Origin of the sequence: Actinokineospora spheciospongiae, assembly GCF_003182415.1 — a bacterium.
Classification (GTDB): domain Bacteria; phylum Actinomycetota; class Actinomycetes; order Mycobacteriales; family Pseudonocardiaceae; genus Actinokineospora; species Actinokineospora spheciospongiae.
In genome coordinates this window covers 250449-273315 of the sequence record NZ_QHCP01000009.1, presented here as the reverse complement: position 1 = coordinate 273315, position 22867 = coordinate 250449, and the positions used below count along the sequence as shown (strand labels likewise).

Genomic DNA, 22867 nt, shown 5'->3' with positions numbered 1-22867 from the left:
TCAGTCCCTAGGGTCGTCCGGGTCGAGGCCGTGCAGCGGGAAGATCGCCCGGCGCACGTCGCGGATGGCCGCGTCCACCGGCGTCTCCAACGCCCCGTCCCACGGGGCGAAGGCGGTGTCAGTGCCCTCCCCCATGGCCAACGGCAGGTCGGCGTTGGGCGCGACCCGCCGCACGGTGTCGAGCCACTCGGTGGGCACCCGCGTCGCCGGGTCGAGGTCCCGGTCGAGCACGGTCGCCAACAGGTGGGTCCACGACCGGGGTACCACGCGCAGTAGCTGGTAACCCCCGCCGCCGGTGGCCAACCAGCGCCCACCCGCGTGTTCCTCGGCGAGCGCCCGCAGCGCCCGGTAGGTGGCCCGGTGCCCGTCCACCGACAGCGACAGGTCGGCCAGCGGGTCCTCCTCGTGGGTGTCCACCCCGCACTGGGTGACCAGGACCTGCGGCTTGAACGCCCCGAGCAGCGAGGGCACCACGGCGTGGAAGGCCCGCTGCCAGTCCGGATCACGGGTGCGCGGCGGCAGCGGCACGTTCACCGCGCTGCCCTGCGCCGACCGCGAGCCCAGTTCGGTGACGAACCCGGTCCCCGGCCACAGCGTCGCCGGGTGCTGGTGCAGCGAGATCGTCAGCACCCTGGGGTCGTCGTAGAACGCCGCCTGCACACCGTCCCCGTGGTGCACGTCCACGTCGATGTAGGCGACGCGGTCGAACCCGTTGTCCAGCAGCCAGGAGATCGCCACCGCGCAGTCGTTGTACACGCAGAACCCGGCCGCCCGGTCCCGCATGGCGTGGTGCAGCCCACCGGCGATGCTCACCGCCCGCAGGCTCTCCCCCGCCGCGATCCGCTGCGCCGCCAACAGCGTCCCCCCCACCACCAACGAGGAAGCGGCGTGCATCCGGTCGAACACGGGGTTGTCCGCGGTCCCCAACCCGTGCCCGACGTCCCACGACGCCATCGGCGCCTCCCGCACAGCGGCGACGTAGGACACCTCGTGCACGCGTTCCAGGTCGGCGTCGCTCGCGGCCTCCGGCACGTGCAGCTCCACCCCGTCGAGCACCCCGAGCGCCCGGGCCAACCGCATGGTCAGCTCCAGCCGGATGGGGTTGAACGGGTGGTCGCCGCCCAGGTCGTAGTCGAGCAGCGCGGCATCCCAGACGACAGTGGCGGCTCCATCACCCATGCCAGCACCCTAGTGGCCCACCCACCCCCCGGAGCCGTGAGTGCTCCGCGCCACTGACCACCGCCCTGCGGCCCAGCCCCCACGACCACAGCGATCCAGCTCCAAAGCCCCGCGCCTGACGCACAGCAAGCAGGGCACCTCGGTGGCCCGAGCCCAGCGGGCTGTAACCCAGTGGCTGCACCCCAGTGACTCGACCTCAGTGGCTTGCCCACCGAGCAGGCGCCTCGGCACCCAGCCGCACGGGACCGGCACCCTGGCAACTCAGGCCCGGCCGCCGGACAGGTCAGTGGCCGGGTTCGTCTCCCGTCGCGGCGGGGCGGGTCGGGTCAGCCGACCAGGCCGACCACGAGCCCGCGTACAGCGCGGCGGGCGCCTGCGGCCCGGTCACCCCGGCCACCTCCAGCGCCAGCACCACCGACGACGCCGTCACCCCCGACCCGCAGTAGGCGCCGACCTGACCGCCCGGCACGACCCCGAGCCCGGCGAACCGCGCGGCCAGCGCCTCGGGCACCAACCACCGACCGTCCGGCCCCACGTGCCCGGCGAATGGGGCGTTGACCGCTCCCGGCACGTGCCCGGCCCTGGGGTCGACCGGCTCGACGTCACCCCGGTAGCGCTCCGGTGCCCGCGCATCGAGCAGCACCCCGGTCCCGGCGAGCGCGGCGGCGCCGTCCGCGTCGAGCACCGGCATCCCACCCGGACGCACCACGACATCCCCCGGGTCGGGCGTCGGCACCGTCGTGCTGACCGCCCCGCCCCCGGCCACCCAGGCCGCGTACCCGCCGTCGAGGACGGCCACGTCCACGTGGCCCGCCCACCGCAGCAGCCACCAGGCCCGGGCGGCGACCGACCCGTTGTCGGCGTCGTAGACCACCACCGGCCGGTCCGCGCCGACCCCCGCCGCGCGCAGCACGCGTTGCAGATCGGCGGGGTCCGGCAGCGGGTGCCTGCCCCCGGCCCCCGGCGGGGAGGCCAGCTCGGTGTCCAGGTCGACGAAGACCGCCCCGGGGACGTGCCCGGCGTCGTACTCCTCACGCCCAGGCGGACCCCCGAGCCGCCAGCGGACGTCCAGCAGGACCGGCGGGAGGGGTCCGACCAGCGAAGTGGCGAGGTCGGCGGCGGACACGAGCGGACTGGTGAAGGTACCCACGCCGCCCATCCTGCCGAAGCCACCCCACCGGGGCCGAGCCGGTCACCCACCGCGACGGGCACGCTGCTCCGGAGGGGGGAGCGGCTAACATGGTGGTGACGAAGGGGAACCGACGTGAACGATCTCATCGACACCACCGAGATGTACCTCCGCACCATCTACGAACTCGAAGAGGAGGGCGTCGTCCCCCTGCGCGCCCGGATCGCCGAACGCCTCGGGCAGAGCGGTCCGACCGTGAGCCAGACCGTCGGCCGGATGGAGCGCGACGGGCTCCTCGTGGTCGCCGGGGACCGGCACCTGGAGCTGACCGACCACGGCCGCTCCCTGGCCGTCGCGGTCATGCGCAAGCACCGGCTCGCCGAGCGCCTCCTGGTCGACGTGATCGGCCTGGAGTGGGAGCACGTGCACAGCGAGGCGTGCCGGTGGGAGCACGTGATGAGCGAGGCGGTCGAGCGCAAGCTGGTACGCCTGCTCGGCAACCCCACCACCTCCCCGTACGGCAACCCCATCCCCGGGCTGGACAAGCTCGGCGACGGGGAGCCCGCGCCGCCGGTCGAGGCGGGTCTGGTCCGCATCGACGAGGTGGCCAGGCGCGGCGGCGGCCAGGTGGAGATCCGCCGGATCGCCGAGCACGTGCAACTGGACCCGGACCTGATGGCCGACCTCAAGTCGGTCGGCATCCTGCCCGGCAACGTCGTCGACGTCGGCCCGTCCAAGGGCGACGGCAACTCGATCGAGGTGACCGGCGCGGGCAACTCCGCGGAGCTGGCGCCCGCGGTCCTGCACGCGGTCCTGGTCCGCGCGAGGTGAGCCCGTTCGATCGAGCCGCCGAGCGGTTCCGGCGGCTCCTCGACCACCCCCCGGACGGGGTGTGGTCGGCCCCCGGTCGGGTCAACCTCATCGGGGAGCACACCGACTACAACGACGGCCTCGTGCTGCCGTTCGCCCTGCCGCACCGGGTGGCGGTCGCCGCGTCCCCGCGCGCGGACGGCAGGCTCACCATGATCACCGTCGGGGACGACGGCGTGCCGCAGCGCGCCCGCCCCGCCGCGGTGTCCGATTTGGAACCCGGCTCGGTGACCGGCTGGGCGGCCTTCCCCTCCGGCGTGGCCTGGGCGCTGCGCGAGGCCGGTGTCGCCGAGGGCGGTGCCGACCTGGTCATCTCCGGCGACGTCCCAGCCGGAGCGGGACTGTCCTCGTCGCACGCGTTGCAGTGCGCGGTCGCCCTGGCCCTGCTGGGTCTGGCGGGGGTGGTCCCGGACGAGGACTCCTCCCCCACCTTGGCCGAGGTCGCCCGGTGGGTGCAGCGCTCGGAGAACGACTTCGTCGGCGCCCCCACCGGCCTGCTCGACCAGACCGCCTCGCTGTGCTGCGTGGCCGCGCACGCGCTGTTCCTCGACGTCCGCTCCGGGGCCCGCGAGCAGGTCCCGTTCGACGCGGCCGCCGCGGGCCTGGAGGTGCTGGTGATCGACACCAGGACCAAGCACTCGCTGGCCGACTCCGCCTACGGCGAGCGCAGGCGCGGTTGCGAGCGCGCCGCCGCCCTGCTCGGCGTGCCCGCCCTGCGCGACGTGCCCGCGGCGGGCCTGGCCGAGACGCTGGCGGCGTTGCCGGAGGACCTGCGGCCGCTGGTGCGGCACGTGGTCACCGAGAACGAACGGGTGCTGACCGTGGTGACCGCGCTGCGGGCGGGCGCGCTGGCCGACATCGGTCCCCACCTGACCGCCTCGCACACCAGCCTCCGCGACGACTACCGGGTCTCCTGCCGCGAACTCGACGTGGCGGTGGAGGCGGCTGTCGGCGCGGGCGCGCTGGGGGCCAGGATGACCGGCGGTGGCTTCGGCGGCTCCGCGATCGCGCTGGTGCCCCTGGACCGCTCTGACGCGGTGCGCGAGGCGGTGTCGACCGCCTACGACCGCGCGGGCCTGGGCGCGCCGCGGATGTTCACGGCCGTGCCGTCCGCGGGCGCGCGCCGCGACGCGTGACATCCGCTCGGCCCCGGGCACGAGCCGGAGGACGCGGGGCACCCGCGGATGAGAGATCCCGAACAACAGACGAACGAAGGCGAGGAACACGGTGAAGCTGCTCGTGACGGGTGGGGCCGGGTACGTCGGCAGCGTGTGCGCGGCCCGACTGGTCGAGACCGGCCACGACGTGGTCGTGGTGGACGACCTGTCGACCGGCCACGAGGACGCGGTGCCCGAGGGTGCCCGGTTCGTCCGCGCCGACATCGGCGAGGCGGCGGGCGACCTGCTGGCCGAGGGGTACGACGGTGTGCTGCACTTCGCGGCGAAGTCACTGGTCGGCGAGTCCATGGTGGACCCGGCGAAGTACTGGAACGGCAACGTGCTCACCTCCTTGAAGCTGCTGGCGGCCATGCGCGAGCACGGCACGCCCCGGTTGGTCTTCTCCTCCACGGCGGCCACCTACGGCGAGCCGGAGCAGGTGCCGATCCTGGAGACGGCACCCACCCGCCCGACCAACACCTACGGCGCCACCAAGCTGGCCATCGACCACGCGATCACCTCCTACGCCAAGGCGCACGGCCTGGCCGCGGTGAGCCTGCGGTACTTCAACGTCGCGGGCGCCTACGGCGGCTTCGGCGAGCGGCACACCACCGAGACCCACCTCATCCCGATCGTGTTGCAGGTCGCCATGGGCACCCGGGACAAGATCTCGATCTACGGCGAGGACTACCCCACCGCCGACGGCACCTGCGTGCGCGACTACATCCACGTGCTCGACCTGGCCGCCGCGCACCTGCTCGCGCTGGAGCACGCGGTCAAGGGCGAGCACCAGGTCTTCAACCTGGGCACCGGCACCGGCTTCTCCAACCGGCAGGTCGTGCAGACCTGCCGCGAGGTCACCGGCCACCCGATCCCCGCCGAGTTCGCCGCCCGCCGCGCGGGCGACCCGGCCGTCCTGGTCGCCTCCGCCGACGCCGCCGCCGAGGTGCTCGGCTGGTCCCCGGAGCGCGCCGACCTCACCACCATCATCAGCGACGCCTGGGAGTTCACCCGGGCCCGCGGCTGACCGCCCCCGGTCGGGGCCACCGGGTGCGGTGGCCCCGACCGGTCCGGCCGCGGCGCGCCGGTGCCGACCGGTCATCAGCCGATCGACCGGGTGATCATGTCGCGGAATTCGTCCGGCGGCAGGGCCCGTTCCAGGCAGGCGCGCATGAGCGCGGCGAGGTTGTTGTCCGCGTCGGCCGCGTTCGCGAGCTCGAGTGCCATCTGAGCGAGGGCGCCGTCTCCGCGCAGGTAGGCGTGCACGGCCAGCAGGCAGGCGGGAACCGACCGGTGCGGGTCGGGGAGCATCCGGACCAGGCGCGTCCACAGGCGTTCGGCCACCCCGGCGCGTTCGGTGAGGGCGATGGTCAGGCAGTGGCCCCGGATGTCCGCATCGGACAGCGCGATCGCCAGCCCGGCGACCAGGTCGTCGTCGAGCTCGGGTTCCGGTGCGGGCGGGTCGCTCGCACCGGCGGCGAACATCTCCGAGATGGTCTCGTCGATCAGCGACGGGTCGGGCGGCGTGGTGGCGGACCGGATGAGCGCCGCGCGGCGGGCCAGGTCGACCCGGGGGTCCGGGGTCAGGGTGTCGGCGAGCGACTGCCGGTCGGGGTAGCGCACGGCGCCCGCCACGGTCATCGCCACGGCCAGGGCCGAGGTGTCCGGGTCGACGACCGTCCCGGTGCAGGCGCAGTCCGCGTAGCACCACCACGGTTGGCCCTCGACCGTCGCCGGGGCCCACAGGGCGTGCGGGACGGTGACGGAGGCGGCCTCCAGGTTGACCACCACGCGCCGCACCAGGTCCTTGTGCGCCAGGCGTTCACCGCCCACCAGCACGAGGAACGCGGCGGACGCGGAGTGGCCGGTGGTGATCTCGGTGAGGTGTCTGGCCATCCCCCCGTAGTCCTCGGGCACCGGGATGTCGGCCCGGATCACGGTGCCGATGGCGGCGTCGCCCCCGCCGCGGCGCTCGACGACCGTGATCAGGACGAGCGAGTCGACCGGGTGGAAGCCGAGGAGGTTCGGCACGGCGGCCACGAGGTCGCCGCCGTCGTGCAGGGCCAGGGTTGTGCGCAGTGGCGTCGGTGTCATGGGTCCACAGTGCGACCGCGGCCGTGGCGGCCGAAAGGGGTTCTTCCCGCCTGTGGATGAATTTGACCCATGTGGACAGGAAGGCCCGACGGGGCCGCCGGATCAGCGGACTTGTCGGGCCTTCCTGCTAACCTCCGTCGGCCGGGCCGACTGTCCTCTGTAGAGTGAAGAACCTAGCCGCAGTGCTCGAAAGCGCTGGTGTAGGTCGACGAACCCGCGGACCCGCCCCACTTCACGCACTTGGCCGCGGCCGACTTGGTGACCGGTCCGGCGTAGTAGGCGAACGACCCGGAGTCCGTGGTCCGGGTGCCGCCCTGGACCTCCAGGAAGGCGGACACCGACGACGCCGAGCCGATCGAGGTGGACTTGATCGTGGCGACGCAGTTGCTGCCGGTGGAGGCGTTGTACATCAGGTAGACGCGGCCCGCGGTGCCCAGCGCGGCGGAGTCGATCTGGCTGAACGCGCTGCCGCAGACCTCCTCGGCGGTGTACGGGTTGGAGCTGCCGGAGCACCTGTTGTTGCTCGTGTAGTTCTTCGTGCCCCAGTAGAGCGCGGTGGCACCGTTGAACACAGCTCGCTGGGCGACGCCGTTGAGCAGTTCCTCGAAGTGCAGGTGCGCCCCGGTCGACCCGCCGGTGTTGCCGACGTTGCCGATCTGGGCGCCCTGGGCGACGCTCTGGCCCACCGAGACGCGCTGCGCGGAGAGGTGGGCGTACCGGGTGCGCCAGCCGGAGCCGTGGTCGATCTCGATCCACCGGCCGTAGCTGGTGCTGCCCTCGTTGGCGACCCGCGACACGGTGCCGCCCGCGGCGGCGACCACCGGGTCCCCGTCGTCGTTGGTCCGGTTGAAGTCGACCGCGTTCGCCGGGCTGTGGTTGGTGCGGGTCTGCCCCGACCACACCTGGTTGCACGGGAACGGTAGCTGGAACGAAGGCGCCGCGGACGCGACACCGGCCCCGACGACGAGCACACCCGCAGTCACGACGGCGGTGCCCACCAGGGTCATGAGCTTCCGTACCTTACCCATCTCCACCTCCGCAAACGTCGATTCGGAGCGATACGACCACGCTCCGTGCGCAGACCCAAAGCCTTTCCCACCGATTAAGGGGTGAGGGTTTGGCGAACAAGGGGGTGTCCGGGTGACCCGCGACCGCAGGCGATCCGGGGACGGGTGCCGGGTCCGGTGGGTAGCCTCCCCGGCGTGGAGACTCGCGTGGAAGCCCCGATCGTCGCCGTGACCGTCTACCCCGGACAGGCCAGGGTGACCAGGCGCGGCAGGGTGGCGGTGGAGCCCGGGGAGCACCGGGCGCGGGTCGGCGGGCTGCCGCTGGGCCTGCACCCCGACTCGGTCCGGGTCAGCGGCCGCGGCCCGGCGACCGTGCTGGGAGTGGACGTGCGCCACGAGCACAACGCCCGCACCCCGGACGGTGCCCTGGCCGAGCTGGAGGCCGGCCGCGACGCCCTGCGCGCCCGCCTGCACGAGCTCGGCGACCAGGACACCGTCCTCGGCGCCCGGGTCGACCTGCTGACGGCGTTGGGCACGCGCACCGGCAGCACGTTCGCCCAGGCCCTGGCGAAGGGCGAGACCGAGCCCGCCAGGGTGGCCGAGGTGGGCGACGCGCTCGCGGGCCAACTGGCCGCCGTGCTGCGCGAGCGGCGCGCCCTCACCGAGACCCGGCAGCGCGTGCAGGCCGAGCACGACGAGGCGCAGCGGCGGATCGCCGACCGCGGCCGCGAACGCGCCCCGGACCGCCGGGTCGTCGAGGTCGAGCTGGGGGCCGACCAGGCGGGCGAGGTGGAGCTGGAAGTCTCGTACCTGGTCGACGCGGCGGGGTGGGAATCGCGCTACGACGTGCGGCTGACCGGCGGCACCCTGCGGCTGACCTGGTACGGGCTCGTCACCCAGCACAGCGGCGAGGACTGGCCGGAGTGCGAGCTGCGGCTCTCGACCGCGCGCCCGGCGACCACCGTCGAGATCCCGGAGCTGGCACCGTGGTACCTCGACGTACCGCGCCCGCCCGCACCGAGGATGGCCGCCCAGGCGAACTACGGCGCGGCCATGCCGATGGCCGCGGCGCCCGGTGGCGCGGTCCCCGCCCCGAAGGCGATGACCGAGGCGGTGGCCGCGGTCGAGCACAGCACCGCGTCGACCACCTACCGCCCGTCGCGACCGGTCGCGGTGCCCTCGGACGGCGGCGCCCACCGCACGACCGTGGCCGCGGTGGACCTGCCCGCGGCGGTCGACCACGTGACGGTCCCGCTGCGCGGTCCCGAGGCCTACCTGCGCGCCACCGTGGTCAACACCTCCGAGCACGCGCTGCGGCCGGGCCGGGCGTCGATCTTCCACGACAGCGAGTTCGTCGGGGTGACGGACCTGGCGCCGTGGGCGCCGGGCGAGGAGATCGAGCTGACCCTGGGCATCGACGACCGGGTGCGGGTGGAGCGCGAGCTGGTCCGGCGCGCGGCGGGCAAGGCGGTGATGGGCGGGACGCGCAGGCAGGAGGTGTCCTACCGGATCAAGGTGGGCAACTACGGTCCGCACCCCGCCCGGGTCACCGTGATCGACCAGCTCCCGGTCTCCCGCGTCGAATCGGCGGTCGTGCGGGACGTGGCCCTGCACCCGCAGCCCGCCGAGACCACGGAGCTGGGCGAGGTGACCTGGCGGATGGAGCTGCCGCCGGGTCAGACCGGTGAGATCTCCTTCGGGTTCCGCGTGGACATCGCCAAGGGCGTGACCATCACCGGCTGGCGCGACTGACGGAGGACCCGCAACGGTCGTCCCCCCGCTGCGATCGGGCCTGTGGACAACTTCCCCGGCCCGACCCGGCTCGGTGGCAAACTGGCCCCATGACCGACGCCGACACCACCAACGACCCCCACCTCTGGCTCGAGGACGTCACCGGCGAGCAGGCCCTGGCCTGGGTGCGGGAGCGCAACGCCGAAGCCGTCGCCGCGCTGACCGGCGGCGAGCGGTTCGAGACGACCAGGCGCCGGCTGCGCGAGGTCCTCGACGCCGACGACCGGATCGCCTACCCCCGCCGCCGCGGGGAGCACCTCTACAACTTCTGGCAGGACGCGGCGCACCCGCGCGGGCTGTGGCGGCGGACCACCCTGGAGGAGTACCGCGGCGGCGACCCGGAGTGGACGGTGCTGCTGGACGTGGACGCGCTCGCCGAGGCCGAGGGCGAGAACTGGGTGTGGGCGGGCGCAGCGGTGCTGCGGCCCGACTTCCGGCTGGCACTGGTGGAGCTGTCGCGCGGCGGGGCGGACGCGGCGGTGGTCCGCGAGTTCGACGTCGAGGCGCGCGAGTTCGTCGCCGACGGGTTCACCCTGCCCGAGGCCAAGTCCCGGGTGGGCTGGATCGACGCGGACACCGTGTACGTCGGCACCGACTTCGGCGACGGCTCGATGACCGCCAGCGGGTACCCCCGGGTCATCAAGTCCTGGCGGCGCGGCACCCCGCTGGAGGAGGCGGAGACCGTCTTCGAGGGCAAGCCGGACGACGTCAGCGCCTTCGCCTACCACGACAGCACCCCCGGCTTCGAACGCGACTTCGTCGGCAGGCACCCGGACTTCTTCAGCAGCGAGGAGTTCCTGCGCGCCCCGGACGGCACGCTGACCAGGATCGACGTGCCGGACGACGCGAGCACCGACGTGCACCGGCAGTGGCTGCTCGTGTCGCTGCGCTCGGACTGGGAGGTCAACGGCACGACCTACCCGACCGGCGCCCTGCTCGCGGCCGACTTCGACGCCTACCTCGCGGGCTCCCGCGAGCTGACCGTGCTGTTCGAGCCGGACGCGCGCACCTCGCTCAGCGGGTACGCCTGGACCCGCAACCACCTGATCCTCAACGAGTTGTCCGATGTCAAGACCAGGCTGGAGGTGCTCACCCCCGGCGCGGACGGCTGGGCCCGTGAGTCCCTGCCCGGGGCGCCGGAGCTGGGTTCGGCCGACGTGCTGGACACCGACCCGGACAACTCCGACGAGTACCTGCTCAACGTCAGCGGCTACCTCCAGCCGTCCACGCTGATGCGCGGCGAGATCGGCGGGGAGGTCGAGGTGCTGCGGCGCGCCCCGGCGTTCTTCGACACCGACGGCCTCACCGTCGAGCAGCACTTCGCCACCTCGGACGACGGGACGAAGGTCCCGTACTTCGTGGTGCGCGGTGAGCAGCCCGGCGGACCCACGCTGCTCTACGGCTACGGCGGTTTCGAGGTCTCGCTGACCCCCGGCTACTCCGGCGGCCTGGGCCGGGCCTGGCTGGAGCAGGGCGGCACCTACGTGGTGGCCAACATCCGGGGTGGCGGTGAGTACGGGCCCGCCTGGCACCGGGCCGCGCTGCGGGAGAACCGGCCGCGCGCCTACGAGGACATGGCGGCGGTGGCGAAGGACCTGGTCGCCCGCGGCATCACCACCCCGGACCGGCTGGGCATGCAGGGTGGCAGCAACGGCGGCCTGCTCGCGGGTGTGATGCTGACCCGCTACCCGGAGCTGTTCGGCGCGATCGTCAGCCAGGTGCCGCTACTCGACCTGCGCCGCTACCACCTGCTGCTGGCGGGCGCGTCCTGGATGGCGGAGTGGGGCGACCCGGACGACCCCGCCGACTGGGCCTACCTGCAGGGCTACTCGCCCTACCACAACGTCCACAGTGGAACGAAGTACCCACCGGTGTTCTTCGTGACCTCGACCCGCGACGACCGGGTGCACCCCGGGCACGCCCGCAAGATGGCCGCGCGGATGCGGGAACTGGGCTTCGAGCCGATGTACTACGAGAACATCGAGGGCGGCCACGGCGCGGCGGCCGACAACGCGCAGCGCGCCTTCATGTCCGCGATCGTCTACGAGTTCCTGCTGCGGACGCTGGCGCCGGAAGGGGGTGTCGGTGCCGCTGGGTAGTGTCTGAGCGGTGATGGCGCTGCACTGCCTCGCCACAGACGCGGGCGACGTGGCGCTGTGGGCCGAGGACTCCGAACTGCCCGCACGACGGCCCGGCCGGGCCTCCCGGACCGCGGACGCCCACCCGTTCGCCGTGCCCGCGGAGGAGCTGGCCGAGCGGCTCGGCTTCGCCTTGGCCGCCGGGGTGGTCCGCGCCGCCCCGGCGACCGAAGCCGCGGAAGCCACCCGGAGTTCCGGGGGGCTTCCGGCGGCTGATGGGTCCGGCCGGGCCGCCGGGGTGGTCTCGGCGGCTGACGGTCTCGGTGGCACCGGCGGTTCGGGGCCCGAGTCGCGCGAGGCTGTCGGCGGCGAGCCGGGTACTGGGGCACGCGGGATCGCCGGGGGCGAGCCGGGGAACGAGTCACCCGGGGTTGCGAGGGACGAGCCGGAGGCTGGGGTCTCCGGGACTGTCGGAAACGGTCCCGGGAACGGCCCACCTGGCGTTGACGGGGGCACGTCGGAGGCCGGGACATCCGGAGTCGTCAGCGGCGAGCCGGAAGCCGGGACACCCCGGACCGTCGAAGACGGCCACGGGAACGAGCCACCTGGCGCTGACGGGGGCACGTCGAGAGACGAGCCACCCGGAGTCGTCGGCGGCAAGCCGGGTGCCGGGGCATTAGGAGCTGTCGGAGACGGTCCGGGGAATGGATCGCCCGGAGCTGGCAGGGGCGAGTCGGGGGGTGGGGCATCGGGGGCTGTTGAGGGTGAGCCGAAGGGTGAGTCGTCCGGGGATGTCAGCCGTGAGTCGGGAGGTGGATCATCCGGAGTTGTTGCGGGTGGGCGACGCGGGGCTGTTGGGGACAGGTCGGCGTCGGGGGAGGTCGGAGCTTTCGTGACTTCCCTTGTGCCCGGGGCATCCGCAGTGGCCGGAAATGCCCCGGGGGCTGGGGCACCTCGAACCGGTGGGCGGGCACCGGGAGCCGAGGGAGTCCGGGCGGTCGAGGCGGCTGCGGCGGTCGCGCTGACCGGGATCAAGCCGGAGGCCGGTGTCGGTGGGCCGGGAGCCGGTGTCCGTGGGCTGGCGTCCGTGGGCCGTGGGGCAGGGACCGGTGTCGGTGGGCCGGTTGCGGTGGCGCGGGTGGTGCGGGTGTTGTTGCCGTCCCATCCGTCGGCGCCGGTGGCTTCGCCGGAGTTGGTGCGGCATCCGTTGGGTGCGGGGGCCGCGCCCCGGGGGGCGGTGCGGTTGGCGCCGTGGTTGGTGCCCGCGTTGGTGGTGCCCGCGGCGGTGGCGGCGGGGGCGTTGGACGGGGAGGACGTGCGGCCGGGTGCGGCGGTGCGGTTCCTCGGGCGGGTCGCCGCGCTGGCGGAGGACCTGGTGTCCCGGGGGCGGGTGCTGCCCGCCATCGCCGCTGAGGGGGCGGGGCCCGCGGCGCGGTGGCGGCCCGCGTTGTCGGGGGCGGACTCGGCTCGGTACGCGCGGCTGGGTGAGGCGTTGCCGCCCGCGTTGCGGGCCGAGCAGGTCGATCCGGGGCTGCTGGAGGGGCGGATCGGGGAGGAGGTGTTGCGCGGCCTGCTCGACGGGATGGTCGACGCGATGGTGCGGGCCCGGTTGGTGGGGGTGCGGTTGGCGCCGAACGGGCGCTTCGCCGCCGCCGACGAGGCGGCCGGGGCGTTGCTGCGCGGGCTCGTCGGGGACCCGTCGCTGGTCGCGGCGCCGGAGCGGGTGCGGCGGCTGACCGGGGTGTTGGGCACGTGGGCGGCGGGCGCCGAGCACAACGGGCCGGTGCGGGCGTGTTTCCGGTTGCGCCCGCCCGAGGACACCGAGGAGCACTGGCGGCTGGAGTTCCTGCTCCAGGCCGCCGACGACCCGAGCGTGCTGGTGCCCGCCGCGCGGATCTGGCACGGCGATCGGGGCGGGGTGCTGCGCCGGTGGGTGGCCCGCCCGCAGGAGGTGCTGCTCACCGACCTGGGCCGCGCGGCCCGGGTGCTGCCCGCGCTCGACGCCGCGTTGCGGGAGCGGCACCCGGTGGGGCTGGACCTCGACACCGCGGGCGCCCACGACTTCCTGACCCGGGCGGCGGCACTGGACCAGGCGGGGTTCGGTGTGCTGGTGCCGACGTGGTGGAAGCCGTCCTCCGGGGTCGGCCTCAAGCTGACCACGACCAGCCGGGGCACCGCGGGCGCGGTGAGCCGCACCAGCGTGCTGGGCCGCGACGAGCTGGTGGACTACCGGTGGGACGTGGCGCTGGGCGAGCTGACGTTGACCGAGGAGGAGTTGCGCGAGCTGGCCGAGGCGAAGGTGCCGCTGGTCAAGGTGCGCGGCCAGTGGGCGCAGGTCGACCGCCACAGGCTCGCCGCGGGGCTGGCGTTCCTGGAGAGGGCGGGCTCCGGGCGGATGTCGGTGGGCGAGGTGCTGGAGGTGGCCGGGCTGCCCGCCGACGACGAGACCTTCGGGGTGCCGGTGGTCGGGATCGGCGGCAGCGGCTGGGTGTCGGACCTGCTGGCCGGGCGGGTGGAGAACGCGCTGGAGCCGCTCGACCCGCCGCCCGGGTTCGGGGCGGTGCTGCGGCCGTACCAGCGGCGCGGGCTGGCGTGGCTGGCGTTCCTGGACGGCCTCGGGCTGGGTGCCTGCCTGGCCGACGACATGGGCTTGGGCAAGACCGTGCAGCTATTGGCCCTGGAAGCGCTCAAGCGCCACGGCGAGCGGCGGCCCCCGACCCTGTTGATCTGCCCCATGTCGTTGGTGGGGACCTGGTTGCGCGAGGCCCAGCGGTTCACCCCGGACCTGCGCGTGCACGTCCACCACGGCGCCGACCGGGCCACCGGCGAGGACCTGGCCGGGGCACTGGGAGGCGCCGACCTGGTGATCACCACCTACGCCCTGGCGACCAGGGACGCCGCCGAGTTGGCCGAGCTGACCTGGGACCGGATCGTGCTCGACGAGGCGCAGAACATCAAGAACAGCGCCGCCCGGCAGTCGCAGGCGGTGCGGGGGCTGCCCGCGCGGCACCGGGTCGCGCTGACCGGCACGCCGGTGGAGAACCGGCTCGCGGAGCTGTGGTCGGTGATGGACTTCGCCAACCCGGGTCTGCTCGGGCCGCTGAGCAGGTTCCGCGCCCGGTACGCGGTGCCGGTGGAGCGGCACGGCGACGAGGACGCCGCCGCCCGGCTGCGGCGGATCACCCGGCCGTTCGTGCTGCGCCGGGTGAAGACCGATCCGGCCGTGATCGACGACCTGCCGGACAAGCTGGAGATGAAGCAGCTCTGCACGCTCACCGCGGAGCAGGCCTCGCTCTACCGGGCCGTGGTCGACGACATGCTGGAGAAGGTCGCCGAGAGCGACGGGATTCAGCGCAAGGGCCTGGTGCTGGCCACCATGACCAAGCTCAAGCAGGTCTGCAACCACCCGGCGCAGTTCCTCGGCGACGGTTCCCGGGTCGCCGGGCGCTCCGGGAAGCTGGCGCGGCTGGAGGAGATCCTGGAGCAGGTGCTCGCCGACGGGGACCGGGCGCTGTGCTTCACCCAGTTCGCCGCGTTCGGCGGGATGCTGGTGCCGCACCTGGCCGCCCGGTTCGACACCGAGATCGCGTTCCTGCACGGCGGCACCCCGAAGAAGCAGCGCGACCGCATGGTGGAGCGCTTCCAATCCGGCGACGGCCCGTCGGTGGTGCTGCTGTCGCTCAAGGCGGGCGGCACCGGGCTGACGCTCACGGCGGCGAACCACGTGGTGCACCTGGACCGGTGGTGGAACCCGGCGGTCGAGGACCAGGCCACCGACCGCGCCTACCGCATCGGGCAGGGGCGGGCGGTGCAGGTGCGCAAGTTCGTCTGCGTGGGCACGCTGGAGGAGCGCGTCGACACCATGATCGAGCAGAAGAAGGCCCTGGCGCAGCTCGTCGTGGGCGCGGGCGAGGGCTGGCTGGGTGACCTGTCGACCGACGAGCTGCGCGAGCTGGTCACCCTGTCGGGGGAGGCCGTCGGTGAGTGACGACGAGTGGTGGCGCGACGCCCCGGCCAAGCCCGTCATCCGGGTCGAGGACGGGGTCCGCGCCCGCAGCCAGCGCGGGGAGATCGCGCGGTCGTGGTGGTCGCGGCGGTTCCTGTCGGTGCTGGAGTCGCTGGGGCTCAGCGGGCGGTTGGACCGGGGCAAGCGCTACGCCCGGCAGGGGCAGGTGCTGAGCCTGTCGCTGTCCAAGAGCATCGTGGTGGGGCAGGTGCAGGGCACCCGGCCGGAGCCCTACCGGGTGCGGATCGTGGCGCGCGCGTTCACCGACGAGCAGTGGGAGCAGGTGGAGCAAGCGCTTGCGGGGCAGGCGGTGTTCCTGGCGAAGCTCCTCGCGGGCGACATGCCCGACGACATCGAGGCCGTCTTCGACGGGGTGGGCCTGCGCCTGTTCCCGGACGACCTGCAGGACCTGTCGATGGACTGCACGTGCCCGGACTGGCAGGTGCCGTGCAAGCACCTCGCCGCCGCCTGCTACCTGCTCGCGGAGTCGTTCGACACCGACCCGTTCGAGATCCTGGCCTGGCGCGGACGGGGCAGGCAGGAACTGCTGGACAACCTGCGCGGGCTGCGCGAGCGCTCCGGACCGACACCGGCGGAGGAACGCGAACCGCCGTTGTCGGAACTGCTGGAGGAGTTCTGGGGACCGCCCACCACTCCCCCGGCCCCGGTGGCGCAGCCCGCCGTGGCCGCGCCCGACGCGTTGCTGGACCAGTTGGACGCGCTGCCGGTGATCGTGCGCGGCAAACCGTTGGTGGAACTGTTGCGCCCGGCGTACCGGGCCATGGTGGAGGAGTCGGAGTGAGTGCACGGCTGGATCGCCGGGTCGCGGCGATCGCCGAGGAACTGGTGCGGCACAAGAAGGTCGTGACACCGCTGGACGTGGTGACGGGCCTGGGCTGGCTCAGCGGCCGGGTGGTGCAGTCCTGGGAGCTGGGGAAGACACCGAGCCTGGACGCGGTCGCGGCGGTACCCGCCGAACGCCTGGCCGAGGCGGCTTCCTGCCTGGCGAAGTGGGCGTCGAACCGGGGTCTTCTCCAGTCCGAGGTGGAATACCTGTCCGGCACGCGCGATCGGCGCGCTTTGCGTTTCACCGCATCGGGTGACGCGGCGGTGGAACGGCTGTTCACGACACAATGGACTGATCCGACCCTGTCGGCGGAGAGGCGGGCCCGGGTCACAGCGCAGAAGGCGCCGGAACTCATGGTCCTGGTGGCGGAGCGGCCGTGGTACTGCTCGCAGTGCCGGGAAACCGGGGAGTTCCACTTCGTCGAGGACGAACTGCCGGTGTGCTTGGACTGCGCGGACTTCGGGCACTTGGTGTTCCTCCCATCGGGGGACGCGGCGTTGACCCGGCGGGCGCGGAAGGGCAGCGGGCTGGCCGCGGTGGTGGCCCGGTGGAACCGGTCCCGGAAGCGGTACGAGCGACGGGGGCTGCTGGTGGAGCGGGCCGCGTTGGAAGCGGCCGAGGCTTCGTGCCTGGTCGACGAGGAGGCGCGCGAGCGGCGGCGGGTGCGCGACCGGGAACGGCGGGCCGTGCAGGACGTGGAGTTCCAGGCCGCGTTCGCCGAGCGGATCGGGGAGTTGTTCCCGGCCTTAGCGGTCGAGCGGGCGCGGGCGATCGCCGAGCACGCGGGAACGCGGAGCAGCGGGCGGGTGGGGCGGTCGGCGGCGGGGCGGGCGCTGGACGAACACGCCGTGACGCTGGCCGTGGTGGCGGCGATCCGGCACGAGGAGACGGAGTACGACTCGATGCTGATGGCAGGGGTGGCCCGGGCGGAGGCCCGGGAGCGGATTCGGGAGGAGATCGACCGGGTGTTGGCGTTGTGGCGGGGCTAGGCTCGGTCGCCTGCCTTCCGGATCGGCCACGGGCGCGGTGTGTGGCGGTTCCGCGACCAGGGCGGGGCTTGCGGGCCGGTCGTTTTGCTGGGGTGTTTGAGTGGACGATGTCCTCAGCGGCGCTCCGGTTCAAGCGCCGGTCGTTTCGGTGGTGTGCCCGGCTGGGTGGATGTGTTTGGCCGGGGCCCCTATGGCGATCATGTGTTCCAGTGTGACCGGGTGGGGCTGAAAAGATGCCCCACCGCCCAGGCAGGCTGTCACATGATCGCCACCCCCGGCCAAACACATCCACCCACCCGGGCAGTCCGCTCGCCGGGCCGGCGGTTTTCGGGGGTGGCCGGCTGGCAAGCAACACATCTACCCACCCGGCGTTTGCTCGCCGGGCCGTCGGTTGCGGGGGTGGTCGGCCGGCCAAGCGCACATCCACCCACCCGGGCATTCGCTCGCCAGGCCGCCGGTTTCGGGGGCGGTTGGCTGGCCAAGCGCATCCGCCCACCCGGCGTTTCCGTAGCCGGGCCGCCGGTTTTCGGGAGTGGTCGGCTGGGCAAGCGCATCCACCCACCCGGGCATTTGTTGCCGGACAGGGGGTTCTTGGGGTGACTGGTTGTTGTTGCTGCGCCGGTGGTTGGTGACCGGGCCAGAGGTTTGCGGGGTGGCTGGCCGGCTTTGGGGCATGCCCTGGGGCGGTGGTTGCTCCGGCGTGTGGGGCGGCGGCGGGTTCGGGGCGGTGTCTATCGGTGTCTGTCGGTGTGCCGTTGCGCTAGTTGACCTCGGCGTTGGGGGCGGTCCAGGTGTCGCAGGCGTTGGTGTTGCGGCCTTCGAAGCCCCGGGTGGCCCAGCGGGCCTGGGTGTCGGGGGCGCCGTGGGTGTCGGTGCCGGAGGTGTCGGCGAAGCTTCGCAGGGCTTCGTCACCGAGGGCCGTGGTGATCGCGGCGCGGCCGGTGGTGGCGGCGAGGAAGAGGCCCGCGAAGCAGTTGGCCTGCAGTTCGGTGCGCCTGCTCAGGCGGAGGGCCCCCGCCTCATCCACACCGGACTCCAACCTGGTGGAGTCGTCGAGGATGCCGCTGAGCGACTGGACGTGGTGGCCGTACTCGTGGGCCAGGATGGCCAGGTGGTAGGCGGGTTCCGGGCCCGCGTCGCGCAGCAGGCGCGTTCGGGGCATGTAGATGGTGGTGTCGCGGGAGCAGTAGAAGGCGGTGGCCTCGTCCTCGGCCGGGGCGAAGCCGCACTTCGCCGAGGGGCGGTCGCCGACGTCGAGGTACGGGGCGGTGAACGGCAGGCCGGTGGCGCGCAGGGTGGGGCGCCAAGCCTCGTCGAGGCAGTGGATGCCCGCCAGGTAGTAGGCCCGCAACTGGTCGGGGCCGGTACCGAAGGCGGGCAGCGCGCAGTCGACGGTGGGCAGGGTGGCGCCGGGGGTCAGCAGTGGGTTGTCGGCGACGTCTGCGGGGGAGACCGCGTCGGACCGGTGGCGGGCACCGGGGCCGTCCTCCCCCACCGCAAGCGCCGTCCCCGGCACGACCGTGGTGAGGCCGCGTGACACCACCCGGCCCACCACGGCGATCAGCAGCACCCCGACCATCAGGGTGATCAGCACGGCCACCAGCACGACCGGTGAGTTGCGGCGCTCCGGAGGACTGCTCATGACCACCCCAGCGTCAGGTTCCCCGATCCGCCGCCGAGTGTACGGTCAGCCGCGCGGGACGCAGAGGCAGAACGGGTGACCGGCCGGGTCGAGCAGGACCCGCCAGGTCTCACCGGGCTGGAACTCGGGCTTCGCCGCCCCCAGTTCCAGGGCCCTGGCCTCGGCCGCGTCGAGGTCGTCGACGTAGAAGTCCAGGTGGTAGCGCTTGGCGTCCGGGCTGTCGGCCGACCACTGCGGCGCGACGTACCCCTCGACCCGGCCGAAGCCGATCGGGGCGCCCTCGCCGGTGATCATCGCGTACTGCTCCTCGCTGTGCGCGACCTTCCACCCGAGCAGCTCGCTGTAGAACACGGCGAGTGCCTGCGGGTCGGGACAGTCCAGGCTGACCATGGCCAGGCTCGCGGTCACGGGACACCTCCGGGGTTTCGAGTGCTGGTCGACGCCCATCCTGGCACCGGGGACCGACATTCCGCTGCGACACCCCGGATCTGCGCACACCCCGGAAACAACGTGCCAACCACCACGGCAGCCGGTGAACCATCACCCGAAAGAGTCCGGCTCGCCCTCGGCCAGCGCCAGCGCGAACCATCGGGCAACCTCGTGCTCGTACGGGAACGCCTCGGTGAGGTGCGCCGCGACGGCCCTGGCCCGCCCCTCGTCCTGGATCAGGCCGTGGCGCCCCGGCTCCGCGCCCACCACCTGCCGCGCGGAGTCGACGAGACCACCCAGGCACAGCCAGGTGTGGAATGACCCGCCACTCGGCCCGACCGGCTCGAAACCCAGCGGCACCCCGGTCCGGAACGGCGCCCGCCGCCGGAGCCGGTCCAGCAGGTCAGGGTCCCAGCACGCCTCGTCCAGGTCCTCCAGCAGCCCGTCGACGTCGGTTTCGGCGACCCCGACCGCGACGACCCGGGTGCCCGGGTACCTGCGCACGAGTTCGCCCGCGGCCTCCGCCCCCACCGGCGAGGCGGACCACTCGTCGAGTTCCCGCACGTCGACCAGGCAGTTGCTCACCGACGTGATCGCCCGGCCCACCAGGGCGCGATCCACCCAGTCGGTGCCCACCACCGGGTCCGCGACCACGTAACCCGCCAGGACGTAACCCTCCACGGGGTCAGTGTCCCCGGGCTGCGCAGGTCCGGACAAATGGAATCCGACGGGGGAAGGCGATGCGCCCTCCCCCGCCGGGACCGTCGCAGATCAGCTGCAACCGGAGGTGGAGCCGCAGCCCTCGCAGACGTAGCAGGAGCCCGCGGGGCGCATCTTCGTGCCGCAGGTCATGCACAGCGGAGCGTCGGCCGCCTTGCCCAGGTGCAGTTCCAGCAGCTCGGTGGAGCTGTGGGCCGCGGTGGGCTTGGCCTCGACCTCGGTCGTCGGGGTGGCGTCGACCGTGGTGCGGAGGGCTTCGAGGTCGACGTCGGAGCCGGGGGCGTAGTCCACGGCGACCTGGGCGGAGCGCTCGTCGGCGGTGAAGATGCCGAGCTGGGCGCGGCTGTCGTAGGGCAGGTGGTCCAGGGCGAGCCTGCGGAACAGGTAGTCCAGGACGCTGGTGGCGATGCGGACGTCCGGGTCGTCGGTCATGCCCGCGGGCTCGAAGCGGAGGTTCTGGAACTTCGAGACGTAGAACTCCAGCGGGATGCCGTACTGCAGGCCGACCGAGATGGACATGGAGAAGGCGTCCATCACCCCCGCCAGGGTGGAGCCCTGCTTGCCCAGCTTGACGAAGATCTCGCCCAGGCCGTCGTCCGGGTAGGACCCCGCGTGCAGGTAGCCCTCGGCGCCGCCGACGGTGAACGAGACCGTCTGGCTGGGGCGCTTCTTCGGCAGGCGCTTGCGGACCGGCCGGTACTCGATGACCTTCTCCGGCTCGGCCTTCGCCGACGCCGCGTTGCCCTTGCCCGCCGACAGGGGCTGGCCGACCTTGCAGTTGTCGCGGTAGATGGCGAGGGCCTTGATGCCCATCTTCCAGCCCTGGAAGTAGATGTCCTCGACCTCCTCGACGGTGGCCGACTCCGGCATGTTGACCGTCTTGGAGATGGCGCCGGACATGAACGGCTGCACCGCGGCCATCATCCGGACGTGGCCCAGCGGGGCGATGGAGCGCTCGCCCATCGCGCAGTCGAACACCTCGTAGTGCTCGCGGCGCAGGCCGGGGGCGTCGACCACGTGGCCGTGCTCGGCGATGAACTCGACGATGGCCTCGACCTGCTCGTCCTGGTAGCCCAGGGCCTTGAGGGCGCGCGGCACGGTCTGGTTGACGATCTGCATCGAGCCGCCGCCGACCAGCTTCTTGAACTTGACCAGCGCCAGGTCGGGCTCCACACCGGTGGTGTCGCAGTCCATCATCAGGCCGATGGTGCCGGTGGGGGCGAGCACGCTGGCCTGCGCGTTGCGCCAGCCGTTGGCCGCGCCGGTGAGCAGCGCGGTCTGCCACTCGCGGGTGGCGATCCGCTGCACCTCGGAGTCGAGGTGGTCGTAGGTGCGGATGAGGTCGTTGGCGGCGGCGTGCTTGCGCATGACCCGCTGGTGGGCGTCGGCGTTGCGGGCGTAGCCCTCGTACGGGCCGACGACGCCCGCCAGCTCGGCGGAGCGGCGGTAGGCGGTGCCGGTCATCAGCGAGGAGATGGCCGCGGCCAGCGCCCGGCCGCCCTCGGAGTCGTAGGCGTGGCCGGTGGCCATCAGCAGCGCGCCCAGGTTGGCGTAGCCGATGCCGAGCTGGCGGAACTTGCGCGTGGTGTCGGCGATCGGCTCGGTCGGGAAGTCGGCGAAGCAGATCGAGATGTCCATCGCGGTGATGATGATCTCGACGGCCTTGGCGAACCGCTCGGCCTGGAAGACGCCGTCGTCGCCGAGGAACTTCATCAGGTTGAGCGACGCCAGGTTGCAACTGGAGTTGTCCAGGTGCATGTACTCGCTGCACGGGTTGGACGCGGTGATGCGGCCCGACTCCGGGCAGGTGTGCCAGGCGTTGATGGTGTCGTCGTACTGGATGCCGGGGTCGGCGCACTCCCAGGCGGCCTTGGCCAGCTTGCCGAACAGGGACTTGGCGTCGACCTGCTCGATGATCTCGCCGGTGGTGCGCGAGCGGAGGCCGAACTGGCCGCCGGACTCGACCGCGTGCATGAACTCGTCGGACACCCGGATGGAGTTGTTGGCGTTCTGGTACTGCACCGAGGTGATGTCGGAGCCGCCCAGGTCCATGTCGAAGCCCGCGTCGCGCAGCACGCGGATCTTGCGCTCCTCCTTGGCCTTGGTCTCGATGAACTCCTCGACGTCGGGGTGGTCCACGTCGAGCACGACCATCTTCGCCGCGCGCCGGGTGGCGCCGCCGGACTTGATGGTGCCCGCGGACGCGTCGGCGCCGCGCATGAACGAGACCGGGCCGGAGGCGGTGCCGCCGGAGGACAGCAGCTCCTTCGACGAGCGGATGCGGGACAGGTTCAGGCCCGCGCCGGAACCGCCCTTGAAGATCAGGCCCTCTTCCTTGTACCAGTTGAGGATCGAGTCCATCGTGTCGTCCACCGCGAGGATGAAGCAGGCGCTGACCTGCTGCGGCGAGGACGTGCCGACGTTGAACCACACCGGGGAGTTGAAGCTGAACACCTGGTGCAGCAGCATCCAGGTCAGCTCGTGCTCGAAGACCTCGGCGTCCTGACCGGACTGGAAGTAGCCGTGCTCGACGCCCGCGGCGACGTACTTGCCGACCACGCGGTCGATCAGCCCGCGCAGCGAGTTCTCGCGCGCCGCGCTGCCCGCGGCGCCGCGGAAGTACTTGCTGGTGACGATGTTCGTGGCGTTGACCGACCAGAAGTCAGGGAACTCGACGCCGCGCTGCTCGAAGTTCACCGTGCCGTCGCGCCAGTTCGTCATCACGACGTCGCGGTGCTCCCAGGTCACCTCGTCGTAGGGGTGCACCCCCTCGGTGGTGTGGACGCGCTGCACGCGCAGCCGCTCGCGCGGTGCCCCGCCGCGCTCGGCCGTGGTCTCGACGGTCTCGGTCATGACCGTTCCCTCTCGTTCGTCAGTCCGCTGCTGTGCTGTGGCCACGGCCGTGCTCGCCGTCCGCTGCGACCCCGTG

At 72.9% G+C, this 22867-nt stretch carries 16 protein-coding genes; 8 read left to right on the top strand and 8 right to left on the bottom strand.

Annotated features, from left to right (window positions below; genetic code table 11):
- Together DFQ13_RS23560 and DFQ13_RS23555 are read right to left on the bottom strand one after the other, a co-directional pair.
- Positions 1-1179, bottom strand: coding sequence for an acetoin utilization protein AcuC (locus tag DFQ13_RS23560; RefSeq protein WP_110081370.1), 1179 nt, complete (start codon positions 1177-1179; stop codon positions 1-3).
- Between the two features lie 283 nt (positions 1180-1462).
- On the bottom strand, positions 1463-2338 hold the full coding sequence (locus DFQ13_RS23555) for a sulfurtransferase (RefSeq protein WP_110081369.1): 876 nt from the start codon (positions 2336-2338) through the stop codon (positions 1463-1465).
- 105 nt (positions 2339-2443) lie between these two features.
- Here DFQ13_RS23555 and DFQ13_RS23550 point away from each other — a divergent pair, with 105 nt between their 5' ends.
- The 3 genes from DFQ13_RS23550 (at position 2444) to galE (ending at position 5362) form a co-directional block, all read left to right on the top strand.
- Positions 2444-3139 carry a metal-dependent transcriptional regulator gene (locus tag DFQ13_RS23550; protein WP_035280068.1) on the top strand — a complete coding sequence of 232 codons (696 nt, stop codon included), beginning with the start codon at positions 2444-2446 and terminating at the stop codon, positions 3137-3139.
- Positions 3136-4314: a galactokinase gene (gene galK / locus DFQ13_RS23545; RefSeq protein WP_110081368.1), complete on the top strand. Its 1179-nt coding sequence runs from the start codon at positions 3136-3138 to the stop codon at positions 4312-4314. Before DFQ13_RS23550 ends, galK begins: the two co-directional genes overlap by 4 nt.
- Positions 4315-4405: 91 nt before the next feature.
- Positions 4406-5362, top strand: coding sequence for a UDP-glucose 4-epimerase GalE (gene galE, locus DFQ13_RS23540; RefSeq protein WP_035280071.1), 957 nt, complete (start codon positions 4406-4408; stop codon positions 5360-5362).
- A gap of 74 nt (positions 5363-5436) precedes the next feature.
- On the opposite strand, the gene DFQ13_RS23535 is transcribed toward galE, so the two are convergent.
- Together DFQ13_RS23535 and DFQ13_RS23530 are read right to left on the bottom strand one after the other, a co-directional pair.
- The gene (locus DFQ13_RS23535; protein WP_035280072.1) at positions 5437-6429 is read right to left on the bottom strand and encodes a DUF4192 domain-containing protein; all 993 of its coding nucleotides are present in this window, start codon (positions 6427-6429) and stop codon (positions 5437-5439) included.
- Between the two features lie 173 nt (positions 6430-6602).
- Positions 6603-7457, bottom strand: a complete 855-nt coding sequence (locus DFQ13_RS23530) for a M23 family metallopeptidase (RefSeq protein WP_035280074.1) — start codon at positions 7455-7457, stop codon at positions 6603-6605.
- Between the two features lie 174 nt (positions 7458-7631).
- Between DFQ13_RS23530 and DFQ13_RS23525 the strand changes: the two genes are divergently transcribed.
- The 5 genes from DFQ13_RS23525 to DFQ13_RS23505 all read left to right on the top strand — a co-directional run bounded on the left by DFQ13_RS23525 (position 7632) and on the right by DFQ13_RS23505 (position 17147).
- Entirely contained in the window at positions 7632-9188 is a 1557-nt protein-coding gene (locus DFQ13_RS23525; RefSeq protein WP_181400124.1) for a mucoidy inhibitor MuiA family protein, read from the top strand.
- An 89-nt stretch (positions 9189-9277) separates the two neighbouring features.
- Positions 9278-11326 carry a prolyl oligopeptidase family serine peptidase gene (locus tag DFQ13_RS23520; protein ID WP_110081366.1) on the top strand — a complete coding sequence of 683 codons (2049 nt, stop codon included), beginning with the start codon at positions 9278-9280 and terminating at the stop codon, positions 11324-11326.
- Between the two features lie 1174 nt (positions 11327-12500).
- Positions 12501-15293 (top strand): DEAD/DEAH box helicase, encoded by a 2793-nt coding sequence (locus tag DFQ13_RS23515; protein WP_233438540.1) that lies wholly within the window; start codon positions 12501-12503, stop codon positions 15291-15293.
- The gene (locus DFQ13_RS23510; RefSeq protein ID WP_110081364.1) at positions 15286-16113 is read left to right on the top strand and encodes an SWIM zinc finger family protein; all 828 of its coding nucleotides are present in this window, start codon (positions 15286-15288) and stop codon (positions 16111-16113) included. Before DFQ13_RS23515 ends, DFQ13_RS23510 begins: the two co-directional genes overlap by 8 nt.
- Positions 16110-17147, top strand: coding sequence for a DUF2293 domain-containing protein (locus DFQ13_RS23505; protein ID WP_110081363.1), 1038 nt, complete (start codon positions 16110-16112; stop codon positions 17145-17147). Before DFQ13_RS23510 ends, DFQ13_RS23505 begins: the two co-directional genes overlap by 4 nt.
- A 760-nt stretch (positions 17148-17907) precedes the next feature.
- Here DFQ13_RS23505 and DFQ13_RS23500 read toward each other — a convergent pair.
- From DFQ13_RS23500 to DFQ13_RS23485, 4 genes are all read right to left on the bottom strand, one after another.
- Positions 17908-18789 (bottom strand): neutral zinc metallopeptidase, encoded by an 882-nt coding sequence (locus DFQ13_RS23500; RefSeq protein WP_110081362.1) that lies wholly within the window; start codon positions 18787-18789, stop codon positions 17908-17910.
- 45 nt (positions 18790-18834) lie between these two features.
- Complete coding sequence (locus DFQ13_RS23495; protein WP_233427921.1) at positions 18835-19197, bottom strand: VOC family protein; 363 nt, start codon at positions 19195-19197, stop codon at positions 18835-18837.
- A gap of 132 nt (positions 19198-19329) precedes the next feature.
- Positions 19330-19899, bottom strand: a complete 570-nt coding sequence (locus tag DFQ13_RS23490; protein WP_110081361.1) for a hypothetical protein — start codon at positions 19897-19899, stop codon at positions 19330-19332.
- Positions 19900-19989: 90 nt separating this feature from the next.
- A complete protein-coding gene (locus DFQ13_RS23485; protein WP_110081360.1) occupies positions 19990-22791 on the bottom strand; it encodes a vitamin B12-dependent ribonucleotide reductase in 2802 nt (933 codons plus the stop codon).
- Positions 22792-22867 lie beyond the last annotated feature (76 nt).

Excerpts from the sequence above, each read along its gene's own strand:
- DFQ13_RS23485 (WP_110081360.1), bottom strand. The coding sequence starts at position 22,791 with ATGACCGAGACCGTCGAGACCACGGCCGAGCGCGGCGGGGCACCGCGC.
- DFQ13_RS23520 (WP_110081366.1), top strand. The coding sequence starts at position 9,278 with ATGACCGACGCCGACACCACCAACGACCCCCACCTCTGGCTCGAGGAC.
- DFQ13_RS23555 (WP_110081369.1), bottom strand. The coding sequence starts at position 2,338 with ATGGGCGGCGTGGGTACCTTCACCAGTCCGCTCGTGTCCGCCGCCGAC.
- DFQ13_RS23530 (WP_035280074.1), bottom strand. The coding sequence starts at position 7,457 with ATGGGTAAGGTACGGAAGCTCATGACCCTGGTGGGCACCGCCGTCGTG.
- DFQ13_RS23535 (WP_035280072.1), bottom strand. The coding sequence starts at position 6,429 with ATGACACCGACGCCACTGCGCACAACCCTGGCCCTGCACGACGGCGGC.
- DFQ13_RS23500 (WP_110081362.1), bottom strand. The coding sequence starts at position 18,789 with ATGAGCAGTCCTCCGGAGCGCCGCAACTCACCGGTCGTGCTGGTGGCC.
- DFQ13_RS23560 (WP_110081370.1), bottom strand. The coding sequence starts at position 1,179 with ATGGGTGATGGAGCCGCCACTGTCGTCTGGGATGCCGCGCTGCTCGAC.